General features: G+C 58.4%; 19 protein-coding genes. 7 read left to right on the top strand and 12 right to left on the bottom strand.

The window, feature by feature from the left end; all coding sequences use genetic code 11:
• Nucleotides 1–163: 163 nt before the first annotated feature.
• The 9 genes from BSG20_RS29920 to BSG20_RS29875 form a co-directional block, all read right to left on the bottom strand.
• The gene (locus tag BSG20_RS29920) at nt 164–385 is read right to left on the bottom strand and encodes a hypothetical protein (RefSeq protein WP_072381262.1); all 222 of its coding nucleotides are present in this window, start codon (nt 383–385) and stop codon (nt 164–166) included.
• A 176-nt stretch (nt 386–561) separates the two neighbouring features.
• A complete protein-coding gene (locus tag BSG20_RS29915) occupies nt 562–858 on the bottom strand; it encodes a hypothetical protein (protein WP_072381264.1) in 297 nt (98 codons plus the stop codon).
• 1207 nt (nt 859–2065) lie between these two features.
• Nucleotides 2066–2341 carry a hypothetical protein gene (locus BSG20_RS29905; RefSeq protein WP_072381268.1) on the bottom strand — a complete coding sequence of 92 codons (276 nt, stop codon included), beginning with the start codon at nt 2339–2341 and terminating at the stop codon, nt 2066–2068.
• A gap of 1305 nt (nt 2342–3646) precedes the next feature.
• Nucleotides 3647–5080 carry an aldehyde dehydrogenase family protein gene (locus BSG20_RS29900; RefSeq protein ID WP_072381272.1) on the bottom strand — a complete coding sequence of 478 codons (1434 nt, stop codon included), beginning with the start codon at nt 5078–5080 and terminating at the stop codon, nt 3647–3649.
• A gap of 14 nt (nt 5081–5094) precedes the next feature.
• The gene (locus BSG20_RS29895) at nt 5095–5829 is read right to left on the bottom strand and encodes an MBL fold metallo-hydrolase (protein ID WP_072381274.1); all 735 of its coding nucleotides are present in this window, start codon (nt 5827–5829) and stop codon (nt 5095–5097) included.
• Between the two features lie 4 nt (nt 5830–5833).
• Nucleotides 5834–6931, bottom strand: a complete 1098-nt coding sequence (locus BSG20_RS39000) for an ABC transporter ATP-binding protein (protein ID WP_072381276.1) — start codon at nt 6929–6931, stop codon at nt 5834–5836.
• Complete coding sequence (locus tag BSG20_RS29885; RefSeq protein ID WP_072381278.1) at nt 6928–7719, bottom strand: ABC transporter permease; 792 nt, start codon at nt 7717–7719, stop codon at nt 6928–6930. Before BSG20_RS29885 ends, BSG20_RS39000 begins: the two co-directional genes overlap by 4 nt.
• A complete protein-coding gene (locus tag BSG20_RS29880; protein WP_072381280.1) occupies nt 7719–8582 on the bottom strand; it encodes an ABC transporter permease in 864 nt (287 codons plus the stop codon). Before BSG20_RS29880 ends, BSG20_RS29885 begins: the two co-directional genes overlap by 1 nt.
• Nucleotides 8583–8657: 75 nt before the next feature.
• Nucleotides 8658–9752 (bottom strand): ABC transporter substrate-binding protein, encoded by a 1095-nt coding sequence (locus BSG20_RS29875; protein WP_072381293.1) that lies wholly within the window; start codon nt 9750–9752, stop codon nt 8658–8660.
• A 118-nt stretch (nt 9753–9870) separates the two neighbouring features.
• Here BSG20_RS29875 and BSG20_RS29870 point away from each other — a divergent pair, with 118 nt between their 5' ends.
• The 4 genes from BSG20_RS29870 to BSG20_RS29850 all read left to right on the top strand — a co-directional run bounded on the left by BSG20_RS29870 (nt 9871) and on the right by BSG20_RS29850 (nt 13416).
• Nucleotides 9871–10497 (top strand): TetR/AcrR family transcriptional regulator, encoded by a 627-nt coding sequence (locus BSG20_RS29870; RefSeq protein ID WP_072381294.1) that lies wholly within the window; start codon nt 9871–9873, stop codon nt 10495–10497.
• Between the two features lie 15 nt (nt 10498–10512).
• Entirely contained in the window at nt 10513–10905 is a 393-nt protein-coding gene (locus tag BSG20_RS29865) for a YybH family protein (protein WP_072381281.1), read from the top strand.
• A gap of 94 nt (nt 10906–10999) precedes the next feature.
• Nucleotides 11000–12043: an agmatinase gene (speB, locus tag BSG20_RS29860; protein ID WP_072381283.1), complete on the top strand. Its 1044-nt coding sequence runs from the start codon at nt 11000–11002 to the stop codon at nt 12041–12043.
• Between the two features lie 566 nt (nt 12044–12609).
• Nucleotides 12610–13416 (top strand): phosphate/phosphite/phosphonate ABC transporter substrate-binding protein, encoded by an 807-nt coding sequence (locus BSG20_RS29850; protein WP_072381285.1) that lies wholly within the window; start codon nt 12610–12612, stop codon nt 13414–13416.
• Here BSG20_RS29850 and BSG20_RS29845 read toward each other — a convergent pair.
• Entirely contained in the window at nt 13398–13718 is a 321-nt protein-coding gene (locus BSG20_RS29845) for an oligopeptide/dipeptide ABC transporter ATP-binding protein (RefSeq protein WP_072381287.1), read from the bottom strand. The genes BSG20_RS29850 and BSG20_RS29845 overlap by 19 nt on opposite strands.
• Nucleotides 13719–13940: 222 nt before the next feature.
• Nucleotides 13941–14069, bottom strand: a complete 129-nt coding sequence (locus BSG20_RS38495; protein ID WP_280142218.1) for a hypothetical protein — start codon at nt 14067–14069, stop codon at nt 13941–13943.
• Nucleotides 14070–14833: 764 nt separating this feature from the next.
• Here BSG20_RS38495 and BSG20_RS29835 point away from each other — a divergent pair.
• Nucleotides 14834–16219: an FAD-binding oxidoreductase gene (locus tag BSG20_RS29835; RefSeq protein WP_072381289.1), complete on the top strand. Its 1386-nt coding sequence runs from the start codon at nt 14834–14836 to the stop codon at nt 16217–16219.
• Nucleotides 16220–16567: 348 nt separating this feature from the next.
• Here BSG20_RS29835 and BSG20_RS29830 read toward each other — a convergent pair whose 3' ends face one another.
• On the bottom strand, nt 16568–16771 hold the full coding sequence (locus tag BSG20_RS29830) for a cold-shock protein (RefSeq protein WP_024315024.1): 204 nt from the start codon (nt 16769–16771) through the stop codon (nt 16568–16570).
• 288 nt (nt 16772–17059) lie between these two features.
• Between BSG20_RS29830 and BSG20_RS29825 the strand changes: the two genes are divergently transcribed.
• Both BSG20_RS29825 and BSG20_RS29820 read left to right on the top strand, forming a co-directional pair.
• Entirely contained in the window at nt 17060–17362 is a 303-nt protein-coding gene (locus BSG20_RS29825) for a YkgJ family cysteine cluster protein (RefSeq protein WP_072381291.1), read from the top strand.
• Nucleotides 17363–17586: 224 nt separating this feature from the next.
• A partial coding sequence (locus tag BSG20_RS29820) for a transposase (RefSeq protein WP_143147553.1) occupies nt 17587–17850 on the top strand: 264 nt, incomplete at its 3' end.

Here is a 17850-nt window from a genome sequence, read left to right as displayed (position 1 = left end):
TTACGCCAATCTTCCGGGATCGCTAGTCGGACCAAAGTCCCTAGCAGCAGGAAAATCAAGGGGAAGTTCAGGAGCTGGACGATCGCGCGGTCAGCCAGCGTATAGCATGAAGCCTCGCCCGGCGACCCAATCCTGAACCTTCGGAATGGCTAGGAATTCCACGCTAATCGCTGCCCACGCTAGAAAGCCGGTTCGATAGTATTTCAAGCAACTCTTCGGATGTTATCGAGGGTCGTGTTGAAAGCAGTTCAAGGGCGAGAGCGATAGCTGCGCGCGCTGATGGACCATCTAGGTCCACCTTGCGGTTGGCGCACCACCCCTTGATGCTGGTCGTCACGGTATCGAGATGTTCGTCCGTGAGGTCGACGCTGGCTAGAAAGTTCATCTGCGGCTCCTACGCAAAGGCAAGAGCACATATGATCTCCCAATCGACTCTGCCCGGAAAATTTGGGCCGACCCTCAGACAGTACGCCTATGGGCACTCTGCGGATAGAGGCTTTATAGTCCCGTACGATATCGCACGGTAGAAACTCATTCAGCGTCCCCATCTTAAGTAACGGCTTAGTTATTGTTGTCAGCACAGGTGTCTTCTGTGTTCTCCGTGCCGCTGTTGCCGCCTTGGGTCTGCAGCGATCCCTTGCCGTTCACGCTTTTGCAGTTTTGCTTATTGAGCGTGCGTGCGGTGCTGTTGGTTACCGTTTTGTCGACCTTCTTCATTTTCATGGTGCCGCTTGCGGCGCCGTTAGTTGTATGATTCTTGTCCATCGTCGATCCGGCGGGAGCCGGGTTGGATTGAGCCAGGACCGAGCCCGCTAGGCCGACGGCAAGCAGCGAAGCTACCAGCAGTTTAGAGCGCATGTTATCCTCCTTAGACGTCGCATCATTGCAACGAGATGGAAACAGCGTCCGCGGGTCGTTGTTCCGGATCAACGCTGGATGCATCCCCACGGAGGTCTTCTAGGCCGCGGACACCCAATGCTTGCGCAGGGGCCTCAGCTTCAACGCGCGTGCTGCCACTTGTCGAACCATTTGTTGAACAGCCGCTCATAATAGTCTTCGGCGATGCGCAAGGCTTCCCAACCTTTCGGTGTGAAGCCCCTGATGCGGCATCGGCCGATCTCTCACCTCCGACCATGGCCACTCCACTGCCATTGCCTGCGCTATCTCGGTCGTACTTTCGTCCGAGATTGGGCTCACGCTCCAGAGAGGCTTTTCTGGATCAAAGATGTCTTGCACCGCAGGGAACCAATCGTGGTTGCTGAGGTTAGCTCCATAGGCATGGCGCTGCCAAAAGCCGAGGAGAATAATGATGGAATTTCCAATCAGACCCACAGCCAAAAGACCTGGCACTTCGAGCAGGCCCACTCAGCCGAACGCTTTTCGCAATGCCCAGGTCTTGCCCCCGCATAAGGTCGACCTGACGCTGGCCCCGACCACTCAGGAACAAATGCGCGCTTCACCGAACATAATCAACCATACGAGACATTGATGTTTTAATGGGGAGGATCGAGGCAGAGGCAGCGGAGTCCGCAACGACTGCTCCTTTTGACGGCGTACGAAGAGATTGGCGGCAGCAATACTCCCTTCAAGCATTTATTCAGCTCTTCTGACGTTGCGCATTCATGGCCAAGCTTCCTTTTTCTCAGCCGCTTCGTTCGCGCGCACGAAATCTGCGTGATCCTTCCAGCCACGCTTTCCATTTGATCCAATGCCTGGCCGCGCGCCGTGGCTGCGATGATCATTCAAAGTTGAGCGCGCTTTTCCACGCCCGCAACCAATCGGGGTGACCAAAGGCAAAGAAAAAGGTCGGCACCTCCCTCCGTGCCGACCTTTCTCAATCCGCCTCAACAACAACTGCCAGTACATCCGTGGTCAGTCGCTGGAGACACGATGAGTTGAATTTAGCTCAAGTTGGCTTTGCGTCAAGTACGGCTTACGAAGCAAGTCGCCGCCAGTCAACGATGCGCTCGGCCTCTGCCTTACAGTCCGGTGGCGACGGATCGCACGCGGATTGGGGGCCGGCTGGAAATCCAGGCGAGTCGGGTGAGGGCGGTCAAGCTCTAGATCAACTGCGCTTCTTGTTCGACGGACGGACCGCCCCTCCTTCGTTCTCCCACGTGGCGAGAGCATTCGGATCGGCGTTCCGCCTACGTCGTTTCGAAGCAGGGTAGTTCTTGGACGGAATGGTGCCGGCTTGAATCCTACGGATGACAATGGCCTCGTCATGAGACGCATCGCCTTCGGCGGTTTCCATATCGGCGGTCGCATAGTTTGCGCGCTTGAGAACACGTTGCAACGTCGACGGCTTATTGTCCCGGCGTTGATTGTCCACGGAAGACATCGGGCCCTCCTTTGGTTGGGGCGAAGGTCTTGCCCTCTGGCGGCAGCGCCCGGTTCATATGCTGCTGGTAACAAAGACTTTGCGCTCAGAATAAGTCACAGGAGTGGCGCACCCGTTTTATTGCGTTGACTTTCACGCCGATAGGGAGCGCTGTGTGTGCAAGGTCTTGCGACCAAGCGTCGAGCCTCGCCAAGCAAAGGCATCACGGCCGACACGAAGGAGGCCAACATGCCGTCCACTTACACAGTCCGATACCAGTGGGAGAAAATCGTTCGCTCCGTCCGTACCTACGACTACCAAGGTATAGCGATCAACCTGGCGGTCCTAATAGTGATGTTTATTTTAGTCGCGATAGCCTCGCATCTGTTCCCGCGCGCTTAAGGGCAACACACGCCGAGTCACTATACCATATTAGACCTACCGAGCGCGCCGCTTGCTCACGCCGTCACCGCGTTCGTCATTGACAAATTCAATACCGGCCGACGCCAGGGCTGTCCGCATATCTTCAACAGTGCGTTCTAAGTTCCGCACCACCCACAAAACGCGACACCGTGCCCGGCGCAAGCCGGCCCCGTTCTTCCAAAGTCCTTCTAAAAGCCGTAGGCAATAGTTGCTAAGCCCTCGAACGGGGCGGGAAAGTGGCTGTTGTCGACAACAAGTGCGCCATTGACTTCGCAGCGGAATGCCTCCGTCCGCCTCGCTACAACCACGCCAGTTCCGAAGTCTATTGCCGATTCCATTGCCACAAACTTCCCTGTTCTCAACACACCTTTGTCGCGGTTCCTTCTGAAAGGACGCGGTGCGGATTCAAAAAGCGGAAATTGAAAGGGGCCCGGGCCTGTAGGTTAGGATAATCGTGACAAGCATGCCTTGTCTGGCGGGCAGATGCTATTCAAACGACTACGTCATTGGACCGGAACACCGCTCCCAAAAAGAAAGAGCCCGGTGCTAGCGGCGCACCGAGCCCTTTGACTGGCGTTTTAGGGCGATGCCAGTCACCGCGCAACGTTGATTGGGCTGCGTTGCATAGGTAGAACCTTCGTGCGCGGGAATGGTTCCCTAGCGCTCGGTAGTCGACCCAATAGTTCGTCTGTGCTTGCGGCGCTCCTTCAGGATCAAGAGAGCATCATGCTCTGGAAACAGTTCCTCCTGGTCGATGACGCCGACAATTGCATGAACTCCACCTCGCGCTTCAGGTCCCTTAACTGCTCTCGAGCCCAATTGATCATTCTGTCATACAAAGCAGAGAATTCATGTCGGCTGATCTTCCTGCCTCACGCAAAGCCGGCCTTCTCGCGATCCCACTCAGGCTGCGTCGGGACGGTGGAGTGTCTTCACCTCTAAGAAATCCTCAAGTCCAAACATTCCGCCTTCGCGCCCATTGCCCGATTGTTTATAGCCGCCGAAGGGACTCCCGTAGCGATAGGGCGCACCATTAATATGGACCATCCCGGCCCGCAGCTTTGCCGCGACGCGCTCGGCGCGCGCGAGGTCGCTGGTCTGAACGTAAGCTGCGAGGCCGTAGCTGGTATCATTGGCGATCGCGATCGCTTCGTCTTCCGTCTCGAACGGCATGATGGCCAACACCGGCCCGAACACCTCCTCGCGGGCAATTCGCATCGAGTTGTCGACATCGACGAAGATCGTCGGCTTGACGAAATACCCCACCTCAAAACCGTCAGGCTTGCCGGCCCCGCCTGTCAGGAGGCGAGCTCCTTCGGCAATACCCGCTTCGATCAGCGCCTGCACACGCGCGAACTGTATGTCGCTGACCAAGGGGCCGATGTGGGTTCCTTCCTGCGTCGGCTGGCCGACGCTTACCTCACGACCGACGCGCTCAGCGATTTCGAGCGTCCTAGCATAGACCGGCTTCTGCACCAGCAGACGGGTCGGTGCATCGCAGGATTGCCCAGAATTGTTGAAGCATTCAAGCACGCTGCCAGTGACGCGATCTTCAAGGTCAGCGTCGTCGAAGATGATGTTAGGCGACTTGCCCCCGAGCTCCAGCGTCACGCGCTTGACCGTATCGGCCGCATCCTTGCTAACGGTGATGCCAGCACGCGTCGAACCGGTAAACGACACCATGTCGACGTCGGCGTGTTTCGATAGCGCTGCACCCGCGTTGAGACCGTCACCATTGACGAGGTTGAACGCGCCGGCTGGAAAACCTGCCTCGTGGATCATCTCGGCGTAGAGCATCGCGTTGAGTGGCGTGAACTCGCTCGGTTTCAGCACGCATGTCGAGCCGGTAGCGAGGGCAGGCACCACTTTCAGAGCAATCTGGTTGATCGGCCAGTTCCAGGGCGTGATCAGGCCGCAGACGCCAATCGGCTCGCGTAAAAGAATGTCGCCATTTTGCAATTCCTCGCGCATGGAAAGGCGCTTCAAGGCATCTATAAAGCCTTGAAGATGACCAACACCCACATCCGCCTGCTGTTCGCGGCTCATGGTGATCGGCGCCCCGAGCTCGAGCGTGATCGTCTGGGCCATCTCCTCGTAGCGACGCTTGTAGATGTCGAGAAGCTTTTCCAGAAGCGCGAGACGCTCTTCGACGCTCGAGCGGCCGTAGGTTGCAAATGCGGCCTTGGCGGCGGCCACGGCACGATCGACATCGACAGCGGTGCCCATCGAGATGACCGCAACGGGCTTTTCGGTGGCGGGATTGAGAACCTCGAGATCATTTGCCGCAAGAGGAGCAACCCATTCGCCCTTGATATAGAATTTACGCTTGTCGAGCATGTCCTGTCCTCCCGTCACATCTTTTTCTGTTTGTTTTTCAGCCAATCGGTGATCAGCGCGCGGTATCGCTCGCCGCTGAAGCTCGGAAAATGCCCGCCGTGCACGACGTGGACCGGAATCGTCAAAAGTCGCTCCATCGAGGCGACATAATCTGCCGCGTTGGAATGATAGGTGTCCTCGATCAACGGCCCGTCATAGAGAATATCGCCGGAAAAAAGCGTCTCGGTCTTGGCTTCCCACAGGGCGATCCCGCCGGGAGAGTGGCCGGGAGTGTGGATGACGTCGAACGTTCGATCGCCGAGATCGATCACGTCGCCGTCCTCCAAAATGCGCGTCGCCGCGGCCTTCTTCACGCCGTAGCATTTCGAGCAGTAGGGCTCCGGCGGTAGCGCATCGAAAATCTCGTCGGTGACGTAAGGGTCGGCAAGCGTGTTTGCTCTGGTGGGATTGGCAAGCAGGTCTGCTTCCGCGCTGTGAACAGCGCGGCACTCGAATTCGTGGTGGCAACCGATATGGTCAAAGTGCGTGTGGCTGGCGACGGCGATCACCTCGCGCTCCGTCACCAGCGGCACCCATTCGCGCAGCGAGACGACCCCCATGCCGCTATCGACGAGCATGTCTCGGTCGCGACCCCGCACATGCCAGATATTGCAGCGATAGAACTCCTGAATAAACGGCTCCGAGATCGCCGTAACGCCATCATCCAGGCGCCGGGTCTGATACCACTTGTCCGGGCTGATGCGTTCCATTGAATTAATTCCTGCCGTGGGCGGGCAACGCTACGATATCGGAGGGATTGACAGCAAGCGCGACACGCGCGCCTTCCGCAAGCTCCGCCGATTGCGGCATGTGCGCGACAATCGAGAGACCCGGCGCGTCTACTGCTTTGAGATGGCAGCGGTAATGCGTGCCAAAGAAAGCGATGCCTGTTACGACGGCTTCGCCAAGAGCCGTCCCAGGCTCAACCGCTTCGGTTGCGTGCCTGAAATGCTCCGGTCGTATGCACAACGTTACCGCCCGGCCCTCGACTGGTATCCCGCCCGTGAAATTGCTTCGCGCGATGACAATGCTGCCGATTGGTGTCTCGAGTTTGGCGCCGGCCACGTCGACACTCTTGACCTTCGCGGGAACAAAGTTCGCCTCGCCCATGAAACCGGCCGAAAAGAGCGAGCGGGGCCGCATGTAGATGTCGGACGGTGGTCCAAAATCCTCGATTTTGCCCTGGTTCATCACCACGATCCTGTCGGCGATCGCCATGGCCTCTTCCTGGTCATGAGTGACGTGGACGAAAGTCGTTCCGACGCGCTTCTGGATCGATTTCAACTCGTCTTGCATCTGCCGGCGAAGCTTGAGGTCGAGGGCGCCGAGCGGCTCATCGAGGAGCAACACATCCGGGTCGACGGCCAGAGCCCGGGCCAGAGCAACACGCTGGCGCTGACCACCCGAAAGCTCATGCGGCTTCTTATCGGCAGAAGCCTTGAGGCCGACAAGGTCGAGGAAGCCCTTGGCGCGCTCCTCGCGCTCGGCCTTGCCGACGCCACGCATTCTGAGGCCAAAGCCGACATTGTCCTTGAGCTTCATATGCGGAAAGAGCGCGTAGTCCTGAAACATCGTCGTCGTCGGGCGTTTTGCCGGGGGGACGTTGGTCATCTCCCTGCCGCCGATCGCGATCCGCCCCTTCGTCGGCGACAGGAAGCCTCCGAGGATGGACAGAAGCGTGGTCTTGCCACAGCCGGACGGCCCGAGAAGGACGATGAATTCGCCCGCAGCAATGTCGAGGGAAACGTCATCGAGCGCCGTGAAGCTGCCGAAGGTTTTCGTCGCGTTCTCGATTGAAACCGGAGCGGTCATGATTTTTTTGTCCTTCCGAACAGGAACAGTTCCAGCACGATCAGCACGGTGACGGAAACGAGAAACACCAGTGAGCCGATGGCATTGGTCTTGGGGTTGAGGCCCGAACGAAGCAGGCTCCAGATTTCGACGGGTAGCGTCACGTCGAAGCGCGACAGCAGGAAGGCGATGATGAACTCATCCCAGCTGAAGGTCATCGACAGGAAGAAGGAGGCGAGCAGCGACGGCAGCAGCATCGGTGCCGTCACCAAGGCCATGACCTTGACATCACTCGCGCCGAGATCGCGCGCGGCGCGCTCGATGTTGATGTGATGATCCCCCATCGACGAATAGATGATCGCAAAGCAAAGCGGCAGATTGATCACCACGTGACCGATGCCGACGGTCCAGAGCGAAAGGCCGATGCCCAACACGTTGAGGACGGTCAAAAGCCCAAGCGCGATGATGAGGTAGCTGACTGTCATCGGCGCGATGAGCAATCCGCGTTGCCAGGCAGAGCCCGGCAGCTTGAAGCGCGCGAGTGCATAGGCGGCGAGAAATCCGAGAAGGCAAGCGACGAAAGACGATATCGTCGCCACCAGGAAGGAGTGCAGCAAAGCAGACATTAGCTTGCGATCGGCAAAGACTGCTTCATACCACTGCAGGGAAAATCCGTTGAACGGCGGCACCGGCAGGCGCCCATCCTGGAAAGAAAACAGCACAAGCACGATCACCGGCAGGAAAATGAAGCCAAAGATCAGGGCTGCGTAGACGCTCGAGACGATGCTGGTGATCGTGTTGCGTGTCATTACGTCCTCTCGATCTTCAGCCAGCGCGCACAGGCGACATATGCCGCGGTAACGGCGAACATCAGAATGATCGACAGCGCCGCCGCCATCGGGAAATCAGCGCGACGACCGAGCTGCAGCATGATGATTTGCGGCAGCACAAGCTCATTGTTGCCGCCAAGAATCTGCGGCGTGACGTAATCGCCGATGCAGAGCACAAACGTCAGGAAAGCCCCAGTCATGATACCCGGCATGGTCAGCGGCAAGATGACGTGCCGGAATGTTTGAAACGCATTTGCCCCGAGATCGGCGGCCGCGCGGCGATAGTTCGGCGAAAGCTGCACAAGATTGGCATAGATCGTCAGGGTGAGAAGCATCACGAAGAAATGGACGAAACCGATCACCGTCGCAGTGCGGTTGCTAGCAAGTTCCAGCGGCTCACTGATGACGCCCATATTCATCAGTGTCTGATTGATGACGCCATTGCGCGACAGCACGAGCAGCCAGGAATAAGATCGCACAACGTAGGATGTCCAGAACGGCAGGACCGCAAGGATCAGCGCCGTTCGCTGGAATTTCTGCGGCACCCGCTCGGCGATAATCCAGGCCAGAGGATAGGCAAGCAGGATCGAGAGAACCGTCACGATGGCGGTGATTTCCAAGGAATTCGTCAGTCCGCGGAAAAGCGCGTCCTTCTCGAAGAAGGCGATGTAATTGCCAAGGTTCCAGACACGGACGATCGAGCCTCCCTGCTGCGCCCAGAGGCTCATGGCCGCCATGAACAGAAACGGTGCCACGAAGAAGACGACCGTCCAGGCAAGTGCCGGAGCCACGAAACCCCAGGCCTTGCGGCGCTCTGTATCTTCAAGCGAAATAGCAGCCATGGGCAAGCCTCCGACTTCCTCTCGCGTTAACGGGGAGAGGGGCAAGGTGATCGCAATCCCGAAAGGACGAAGCCGTCAGTTCTGCAGCATCTCGGTCCAGACGTCCTGCATCTTTGCGTCCAGTTCCGCGCTTGGGATCGGATAAAGCTGCGTGCGATTGAGATAGTCGGCCTGCTCGTTCCAGCGCAAAGCGGTCTTCTGTTCGGCACTCAGATGTTCGCCGGCCTTTGCGTTTGCCGGCATCGCCCAGTAGCACGAAGAGGTCGCAAGCCGCGCTTGCCCTTCCGGGCTAACGATGTATTGCACGAATTTTAGAGCGAGATCCTTTTTCGTGGAGTCCTTCATGACGCCGATCGACTGCGCCCAGCGTAGCGCGCCCTGCTCGGGAATGACCCAATCGAGATTGGGCTTGTCCTTCACCAGCCCGGCCGTCAGCCATTCGCCTCCACCAAAGACAATGTCGACCTCGCCTGTGGCAAGCGCCGTTTGCGACGAGACGACGTCGCTGACCTGTTTGGCGTTGGCCTTGAGTGCAAACAGCTTGTCCTTGATTGCCGGAAGGTCGGCATCCGTCAGGCTTGCCGTCGTCTTGCCAAGATCGATGCCGGTCAGCCCGATCATCGGCAGATAATAGTCGTAAACGGCGATGCGCCCTTTGTATTTCTCCGACCAGAGTTTCGACATATCCTTCATGTCGGCCGGATCGACTTTCGTCTTGTCGTAGGAAACCGTGTTGTAGCCGAACTTCTCGGTGACGGCGTAGGTCTTGCCGTCGCGGGTATTGTTGGCTTCCATCCGGACTTCGGGGAAGATATCCGCATTCGGAAGCGCATCGGCCGGCATCTCCGCGAGGATGTCCTTGTCGACGGCGCGCTGCACGTCGACGCCATCGATAACGAGCACATCCCAATCTCCCGGACGTGACTGGTCGATGATGGAGAGACCGGCACCTGTTCCCTCGTATTCCTTCAGATTGACCTTGACGTTGTTGGCCTTCTCGAAAGGCTCGATCAGCGCGGGATCCGTATGGTCGCACCAGACGAGCGCGTTCAATTCCTCCTGCGCCAGGACTGGCGCCGGGTTGATCGCAGTTGTTGAGACGGCGAGCGCCAGAGTGGCGGCGGAGCCCAGAAATCGACGCGCAAAAGCGCTTTCAGTAATATCAATCATGATGTTTTGCCCTCTGTCGGTGACGCTCATTCCGGCGCCTTCACGAAAAAGATTGAATGAGTTCATTTTTTAAGTCAATATGATTTTTGAGGGCATTCATTATTTGAGAGAGTCGATCATGACGGGACTGCGCGCCAAGCAGAAAGCCGATCGCAATCGCCGCATACTGGAAGCGGCGACGAGCCTTTTTCGGGAGGTCGGATATGACAGCGCCCGCATCGAGGACATAGCCGAGCGTGCAGAGGTGTCGGTCGGCACTTTCTACAACTACTATGAAAACAAGGGAGACATCCTGGTCGCCACCGTTTCCATGGAAGTCGAAGAAGTCTTGGCGTCCGGCAAGAGCATCGTTGAAAATCCACCGGCCACGACGCTGGAAGCCCTTCAAGTCCTGATCGACCAGTATTTCGATCATTCGCTCGTCTATCTCAGCAAAGAGATGTGGCGCACGGCCATGGCGATCTCCATCCAGCAGCCCGAGAGCCCGTTCAGCCGCCGATATACCGAACTCGACGGGCGCCTGTGCGATCAGGTTTCAATGCTGGTCCAGAAACTGCAGCTTCGCGGCGCTGTCATGCCGGGGATCGACGCGGTTGCGGTGGGTCAGATGGCCTTCAACAACCTCAACATGATGTTCCTTGAGTTCGTCAAAGATGACGCGATGACGCTTGAGACACTCAAGGAACGCGTCGCACGGCAGAACAGGCCGCTTGCCGTTTTGATCAGCAGCCCCAAAATTCAATAGCAGGGAACGTCACGGATGGAACACCAGGAACACGCTGTGCTTGCGGCAGCAGATCGCCTCGTCGCGGCTTTCGGCAGACACGACCGCGACGGCTACTTCTCGGCCTTTGCGCCCCAGGCCACCTTCATATTTCATAATCTCGACCGTTGCCTTCGCACGCGCGCAGAGTATGAGTCCGAATGGACATTGTGGGAGACACGCGACGGATTTCGTGTTTGCGCCTGCCGTTCAAGCGACAGGGATGTCCAGATCGCCGGCTCCGTTGCCATATTCACCCACTCCGTCGAGACGGACCTTGCCTTCAACGGCGAGCCTTCGACGAGCACCGAGCGCGAAACGATCGTTTTCGAGAAGCAAGCAACGGGCGAGTGGCTGGCAATCCACGAGCACCTTTCGCCGCGGCCGTAAGTGCTGACGATCGAGGCAGTCCGCAAAATACTTGTCGCCCGGGCTTGCGCCCGTCAGTCATAATGCCGCGCAATTTTATAGGAAGGACAGGACGATGGTTGAATTGAAGAAGCACCTTGAGGACCTGCGCAAGAAATTTGCCGATAGCGCCGAGTTCTTCGATCCCCGCTTTCGCCGTGTCGCCGAAAAGATTTTCAAGGGGGGCACACGCGCTGCCCCCTATTCCGGCATTTCGACCTTCGCAGGTTTGCCATACAGGGAAGTCGATTTCGCCGCCCCCGATTTCGGCGACCTACAGGTCGCGACTGTCGGCGTCCCCATGGATCTCGGCGTCAGCAATCGGCCGGGCTCGCGATTTGGACCAAGGGCCGTGCGCGGCATTGAACGCATTGGTCCGTATAATCATGTGCTCGACTGCGCTCCGGCCTACGATCTGCGTCTAGCCGATATCGGTGACATCCCATTCGGCAGCCGCTACCGGCTGGAGCAATGCCATGAGAATATCGAGGCGGCAATCCGCAAGATCGTCGAAGCAGGTATCATTCCGGTCTGCGTCGGTGGTGACCATTCCATAACGCATCCAATTCTCAAGGCAGTCGGCGCCAAGGAGCCGGTCGGCCTCATCCATATCGACGCCCATTGCGACACGGGTGGCCCGTTCGATCAGACGAAATTCCATCACGGTGGTCCCATGCGCAATGCCGTTCTGGATGGCGTTCTCGATCCGACCCGCACCATCCAGATCGGCATCAGGGGACCTGCTGAATATCTCTGGGAGTTCTCCTATGAATCCGGCATGACGGTGATCCATGCGGAGGAAATCAACGGCATGGGCATCCCCGCGATTATTGAGAAAGCCCGGCAAATCGTCGGCGATGGCCCCACCTATCTGTCGTTCGATATCGACAGTCTCGACCCGGCCTTTGCGCCAGGCACTGGAACGCCCGAGATCGGCGGCCTCACCAGCCGTGAAGCGCTCGAGCTGCTGCGGGGTCTGAAAGGTCTGAATTTCGTCGGTGGCGATGTCGTGGAGGTGGCCCCGCAGTATGACAGCACCACCAACACCGCACAGGCCGGTGCACAGGTGCTGTTCGAGATCCTGAGCCTCTTGGTGTTCAGCCCGGCGGTGAGGGCCTAAATACGCCGTCCGGTAGCAAATGCCACTATAGTTGAAGGCAGATGTGAAAATCACCGTCTCCAGATCGTAACTCATCTTCATAACGGATCAGGAACAACTGGTTTCTCGTCACCAGGTGATGGTCCCCCGGATGAAGGATAACAGAGAATCCGTTGGGCCTTTCCTCACCTGAGATCTGGGTACGGCCCGGCAGTCTCCACCGAGATCTTTACCGGTGCAGCACGATGGGGGTATGTCCAACCGCTGTCGGATTGGTGGGCATCGCTCTGTGCGAAAAGGCCGTGCGGGCCGGATACGCTCAGTTGCTCAACGGCCGCAATGCCTCCTCGACATCGGCTGGCATGCCGTAACTCAGATCAGTCTCCCGCTTCTTGGTATTCCAGGGGTGGTGCGCGACGAATATCAGGAACAGGGCTTAGCGGCGCCAGGGGAGGGAGTGCCGATCTCCGCGCGTCAGGCTTCGAGAGGGCAGGTTCACGGCAGGCATCCTTTCAACGACGAAATCCCATTGCGATTTAAATCTATGCATTGCATAGGTTTCGAGTCACTTTTGCGGAGTTCGTCCGATGCCCCTTGCCAGCCTCGCCATGTACGTCAGCCCGCCACCGATCATGGAGGCGACGCGGCTGCTCTGGGAGGCGCTGCGCAAGCGCATTCGCGCCTATGTGCTCGACGCGCCGGAGGCGCTCGACGACGAAGTCCGCTACGACGAGGCGTGGCTTCGCCCTGACCTGCTGTTCGGCCAGACCTGCGGATACCCCTACGTCCAGCATCTCCGCGATAAGGTGCAGCTGGTGGCGTCGCCCGTCTATGGACTGCCGGGCTGCGATGGGCCGCTCATATGCAGCTTCGTAATCGTCAATGCGAAGTCGCCCGCACAGTCGATTGCGGACATGAGGGGCACGCGCGCTGCGATCAATGAGCCCGGCAGCAATTCCGGCTACAACCTGTTCCGCGCCTTCGTGGCGCCTCATGCCGTCGATGGCCGGTTCTTCTCCGCGGTGCTGGAGACCGGCGGTCATCGGGCAAGCATCGATGCTGTATCGAGCGGGGAGGCGGATGTCGCGGCGATCGACTGCGTAACCTTCGGCAACACCCTGCGTTTCGATCCCGACTGTGTCGCAGGCGTGCGCATCCTCGCGGAGACGGCGAAGGGGCCGGGCCTGCCCTTCATCACGGCCGCCGCGACGTCCGCAAAGGACCTGGGGATCCTGCGCCGCGCTTTGGCGGAGACGATCGCGGATGCCGTGCTTGCGAAAGTCTGCGACACGCTCTCGCTGCGCGGCATCAGTCTGCTCGGCGATGCCGACTACGAAGTGCTGGCGCAGCTTGATCGGGGTGCTGTGTGTCATGGCTATCCCGCTATCGCCTGAGACATGACAACCGGTTCGGTTGCGAGCGGGCAGTGGCATGCGACGCTGCGTCCATCCGCCCCGGCCTGAAGGACGAAGCTTCGCTGGCGCATCTCGGCTGGGCCAACGGACAGCTTATGGAAGCGGCATCCGGAATGCGGGTTGCTGGGGCTCGGTAACTCACCGGAAAGCACGACGCGCTCGCGGCGGCGATCGGGATCGAGCATCAGGTTGGCCGAGAGAAGCGCCCGCGTATAGGGACGTGGCGGATCGCGAAACAATGCGGCCGTTGGCCCGCTTTCGACGATCTGCCCGAGATACATCACCGCAACGTCATCGGTAACGCGGCCGACGACATTGAGATTGTGGGAGATGAGCAGATAGCTCAGCCCCAGGCGATCGCGAAACGCCCTCAGCTTGCAAGCGGCGGGCGCACGCCAAGACCGAGGGAACTCAGGCCCGCCTCGATGGTGATGACGACGGGAATATCCATGCGGGCCAGCACGAAGATGGGGCCGATGATGTTAGGCGTGACGTGGTGCAGATTACCCGACAGGTCTCCGCCCGAGAACCCTTTCGGCTTCGATGAAGGGGCTATTGCGGATGGCGATCGTTTGGGCGCGGGCGACGCGGCCGAAATGAGGAATGAAGACGATGCTGACGAGCAGCGACATTGCCGAGGCCTGGGCCACAAACCGCGACCAGCGCCAGGATGATACTCGGAAACGAGGTGACGATATCGAAGATACCGACGATGAAGATGTCGATGGTCCGTGGCGCGAGCGCCGCGCGAGATGGCGATGACCGAGAGCGAAATGCCGAGTGCTACCCGTGAACCATAGATCGGGCGGCTCAGGATATCGCGGCCGAAGCGACGGATCCATAAGTTGGTTGCCGGGCGCGATGGCGTTCGGTCCATACGGTGCAATCAACGGCGCGGCGATCGCGCCCAGACAGAGAAGCGTCACGCGATGAGTGCGAAAGTGCTGCCGGGGCGGCGAGAGAGATCGAGAAGCCCGGCCATTCTATCGCCCCCGCCCGGAGGCAATGCGAGCGCGCTCGCGCGGATCGATCAGGCTCTGGGAAAGATCGGCGATGAGATTGGTCAGCACATAGAGCAGCACGATTACGAAGACGCCGCCCTAAATTCTAAGGGGATTTTTAGAAGCGGCGTTTTTCACACAGCCCTTCCCTAAGCTGCACCTCTGAAGAGTCGCCTCTAAAGTCCAGATAGGGCGGAAAGAAGAAGTGGTAGGAAATTCTGCTAGTTACCTTTTTGCAGAGTTGGAATTACCGGCTGGGTATCCGTGGCGCCATCTGCCTTCAACCGATCGAAACGCGTCGCCACTTTTCGATTGGCTTAGTTCGTGGTAAGTTTGATCCCGCCCTTCGATGATGACCATCTGCTAAGCCATTGATAATCCTGGGAGGAAAGATCATGCGCGATGAGGATGTGACAAAATTCGCTGGAGCAATCCGCGGCAGTCTCATTCAAGCTGGCGATCCTGAATATGAAGAGGCCCGCCAGCTTTACAATGGCATGATCGATAAGCACCCATTGATGATTGCTCGCTGCGCTGATGTTGCTGATGTGATTTCTGCGGTGAATTTTGGCCGCGACAACGGGTTGCTCGTCGCCATCCGCGGTGGCGGTCACAACGGCCCCGGCCTTGGCGGCTGCGATGATGGGTTGGTCATCGATCTATCGACAATGAAGGGAGTGCGCATTGACCCGTCAAGCCGGACTGTGCGTGTTGGCCCCGGCTGTACGTCAGGTGATGTTGACCACGCCACCCATGCCTTTGGGCTCGCTGTCCCCTTCGGCATCGTTTCCACAACCGGGGTCGCGGGGCTGACGCTTGGCGGCGGCTCGGGCTATCTGACGCGAAAGTATGGCCTCACCATCGACAACCTGCTTGAAGCCGACGTGGTGTTGGCCGATGGCAGCTTCGTGACAGCGAGTCAGAAGGAGAACCCGGATCTGTTCTGGGCCCTTCGAGGCGGCGGCGGCAATTTCGGGGTGGTGACGAGTTTTCTGTTCCAGGCCCATCCGGTGAAGATGGTATTTGCCGGGCCGATTTTCTGGGACGCCGCGCTCCATGGCAAGGAAATCATGAGTGCGTATCGCGACTTCCTGCCGAAGTCGCCCGAAGAGCTAGGTGTTTTTGTCGGGCTGAAGACGGTGCCCTCGATGGACCCGTTCCCGCGCGAGGCGTGGGGCAAGCGGGCCTGCGCCATAATCTCCAGCTTTAACGGGACCGAAGAGGATGGCAGACGCGCGCTGGCGCCGCTCCTTGACAAGCTTCCGGCGCCCTTCTTCAATTGGATGGGGGTGATGCCGTTCCCCGCTATACAGGGATTATTCGACCCGTTCTTCCCGAAGGGCCTGCAATGGTATTGGAAGGGTGATTTCGTGAAGGACCTGCCGGACGCGGCAATCGATACCTACATCTCGGAGTCGGCAAAGGCGCCGAGCGAACTATCGCTGATGCATCTCTACCCGATCGATGGCGCCGTTCGCCGTGTCGGTAGGGACGAGACGGCTTGGGGGGCGAGGGACGCCACCTGGTCAATGGTGATCGCGGGGATCGATTCCAATCCGCAGCAGGCAGGGGCCCTGACGCGCTGGGGCCGGGCCTACTGGGAGGCGGTCCACAAATTCAATCCCGGCGGCGCCTATGTCAATTTCATGATGGACGACGAGGGCGAAGCGCGCGTTAAGGCGAGTTATGGCGACAACTACCCGAGGCTAGCTGCGATCAAGAAGAAATACGATCCTGCCAATCTCTTCCGAGTTAACCAAAATATTCGACCAGCCGCCTAAACCAAGACAGACGCTCAGTCGGTCAACGTAGGCTGTACCAGAAGGCCGATGCGCTTAACGGCCGAGTTGGGTCGAAACGCAACCTGCGTGGCGTTACCGGAAGGTCTGGATGTGGCGCATTCCAGCCGAGCACACGTAGAGGGACTATGCCGAGCTTGCAACTTGGACCTATCGGAAATCGCGGGCTTTAGGGATCCGGTTCGGCATGGTGTCGGGCTCGGGATAAGTCCCCGATCTCCATATTGACATATCGAAGGTGAAGAGCCGGAATTTTCCGTAGGTCCCTCTGATATAGAGAGTTAGCCCACCCGAATATACAGACTGGGCTAAAACCATTCGGTCATTCGATCAGATGACGGAGACGTTTTCGGCCTTCGACTTCCCGGTCTTGCGATCCTGGCCCACTTCGTAGCTGACCTTGTCACCTTCGCGGAGCGAGGCGCCACGCTGCAGAGCTGAGAGATGAACGAAGACATCCGGTCCGCCATTGTCTGGCGTAATGAACCCGAATCCCTTGTCATTGTTGAAGAATTTAACCGTACCTTCCGGCATGAAAGTTCCTTTTCATTGTCTTGGCCGTTTGAATTGCGAGGCGAACCTACAGCGCCAATGCGTTTCGATCAACCACAACGATTGCACGCGTGGAACTATTGCATTTGGTGGCCGACGTGCGAGCTCGGAGGACCTTGTTGATCCAGGAGGTTTTAAACGAGGTGGCGTCGACGCTCCAATGCTACAATGCTACATCACCACGCTCATCCACCTTACCTTCAGCGATCGCCGCCAAAATAGACAAAGTCGTGTAGCAAGAGCCGACGCTCATACTTTGGAAAGTGAGACATGCCTTTGCCCACTCCGACTGACCTTGACTGCCAGGCCTGCGGCGCTTGCTGTTCGTTTTCGCCCACTTGGCCAAGATTTTCCACTGAGACAGAAGCTGATCTCGACTCCTTACCGCCGCGCTTCATCTCTGAGGATCAGGGAGGAATGCGATGTTACGGCGCGCGCTGCTCTGCCTTGGCCGGCTGCGTTGGTTTGAGCACATCATGCTTGGTTTACGAGCTTCGGCCTGATGTTTGTCGCGCCTGTGTCCCAGGAGACGACGCCTGTCTGGAGGCCCGCTCATCTTTTGGGCTCGTCTAGCCGATGGCGCTTCTGTTGGATCAGGCTCGGGCGGGTACCGATGATAGCGGGCGAGCTCAGCCGTTTACGCCTATCGCTGGCACATGATTATCGGCGAGTCGATGCTGCGGTTATTATCCTTTCAAGGCGTTCGACCGGGCTATGCTTTCTAACACTACTTTGGCAGATTAATCCTCGGTTAACGATGATCGGCGATCCTTGGCACTTCAACAGGGGTGCGAAGGATGGCAGAGCAGGATGTTGCACTGACGGAATGGCTGAAGCCGTTTGTTGAGAAGCTTGGCCACAAGAAGCGTCGGCAGATGTGCCCGATCTATGTTTCTGGCCTGATCGGGCCGGGAGATCGCAAGAGTATCGAGCCGATGGCGGAGCGCCTGGCACCTGATCGCTATGACCGCCTGCATCATTTCATCTCGGATGGCATTTGGGACGCCGGTCCACTTGAGGCGGAATTGGCGGTGCAGGCTGACAGAATAGTCGGGGCTTCG

Source organism: Rhizobium tibeticum (assembly GCF_900110205.1).
Classification (GTDB): domain Bacteria; phylum Pseudomonadota; class Alphaproteobacteria; order Rhizobiales; family Rhizobiaceae; genus Rhizobium; species Rhizobium tibeticum.
Note: the sequence above shows the minus strand (reverse complement) of the source record. Positions and strands in the feature narration are given on the sequence as shown.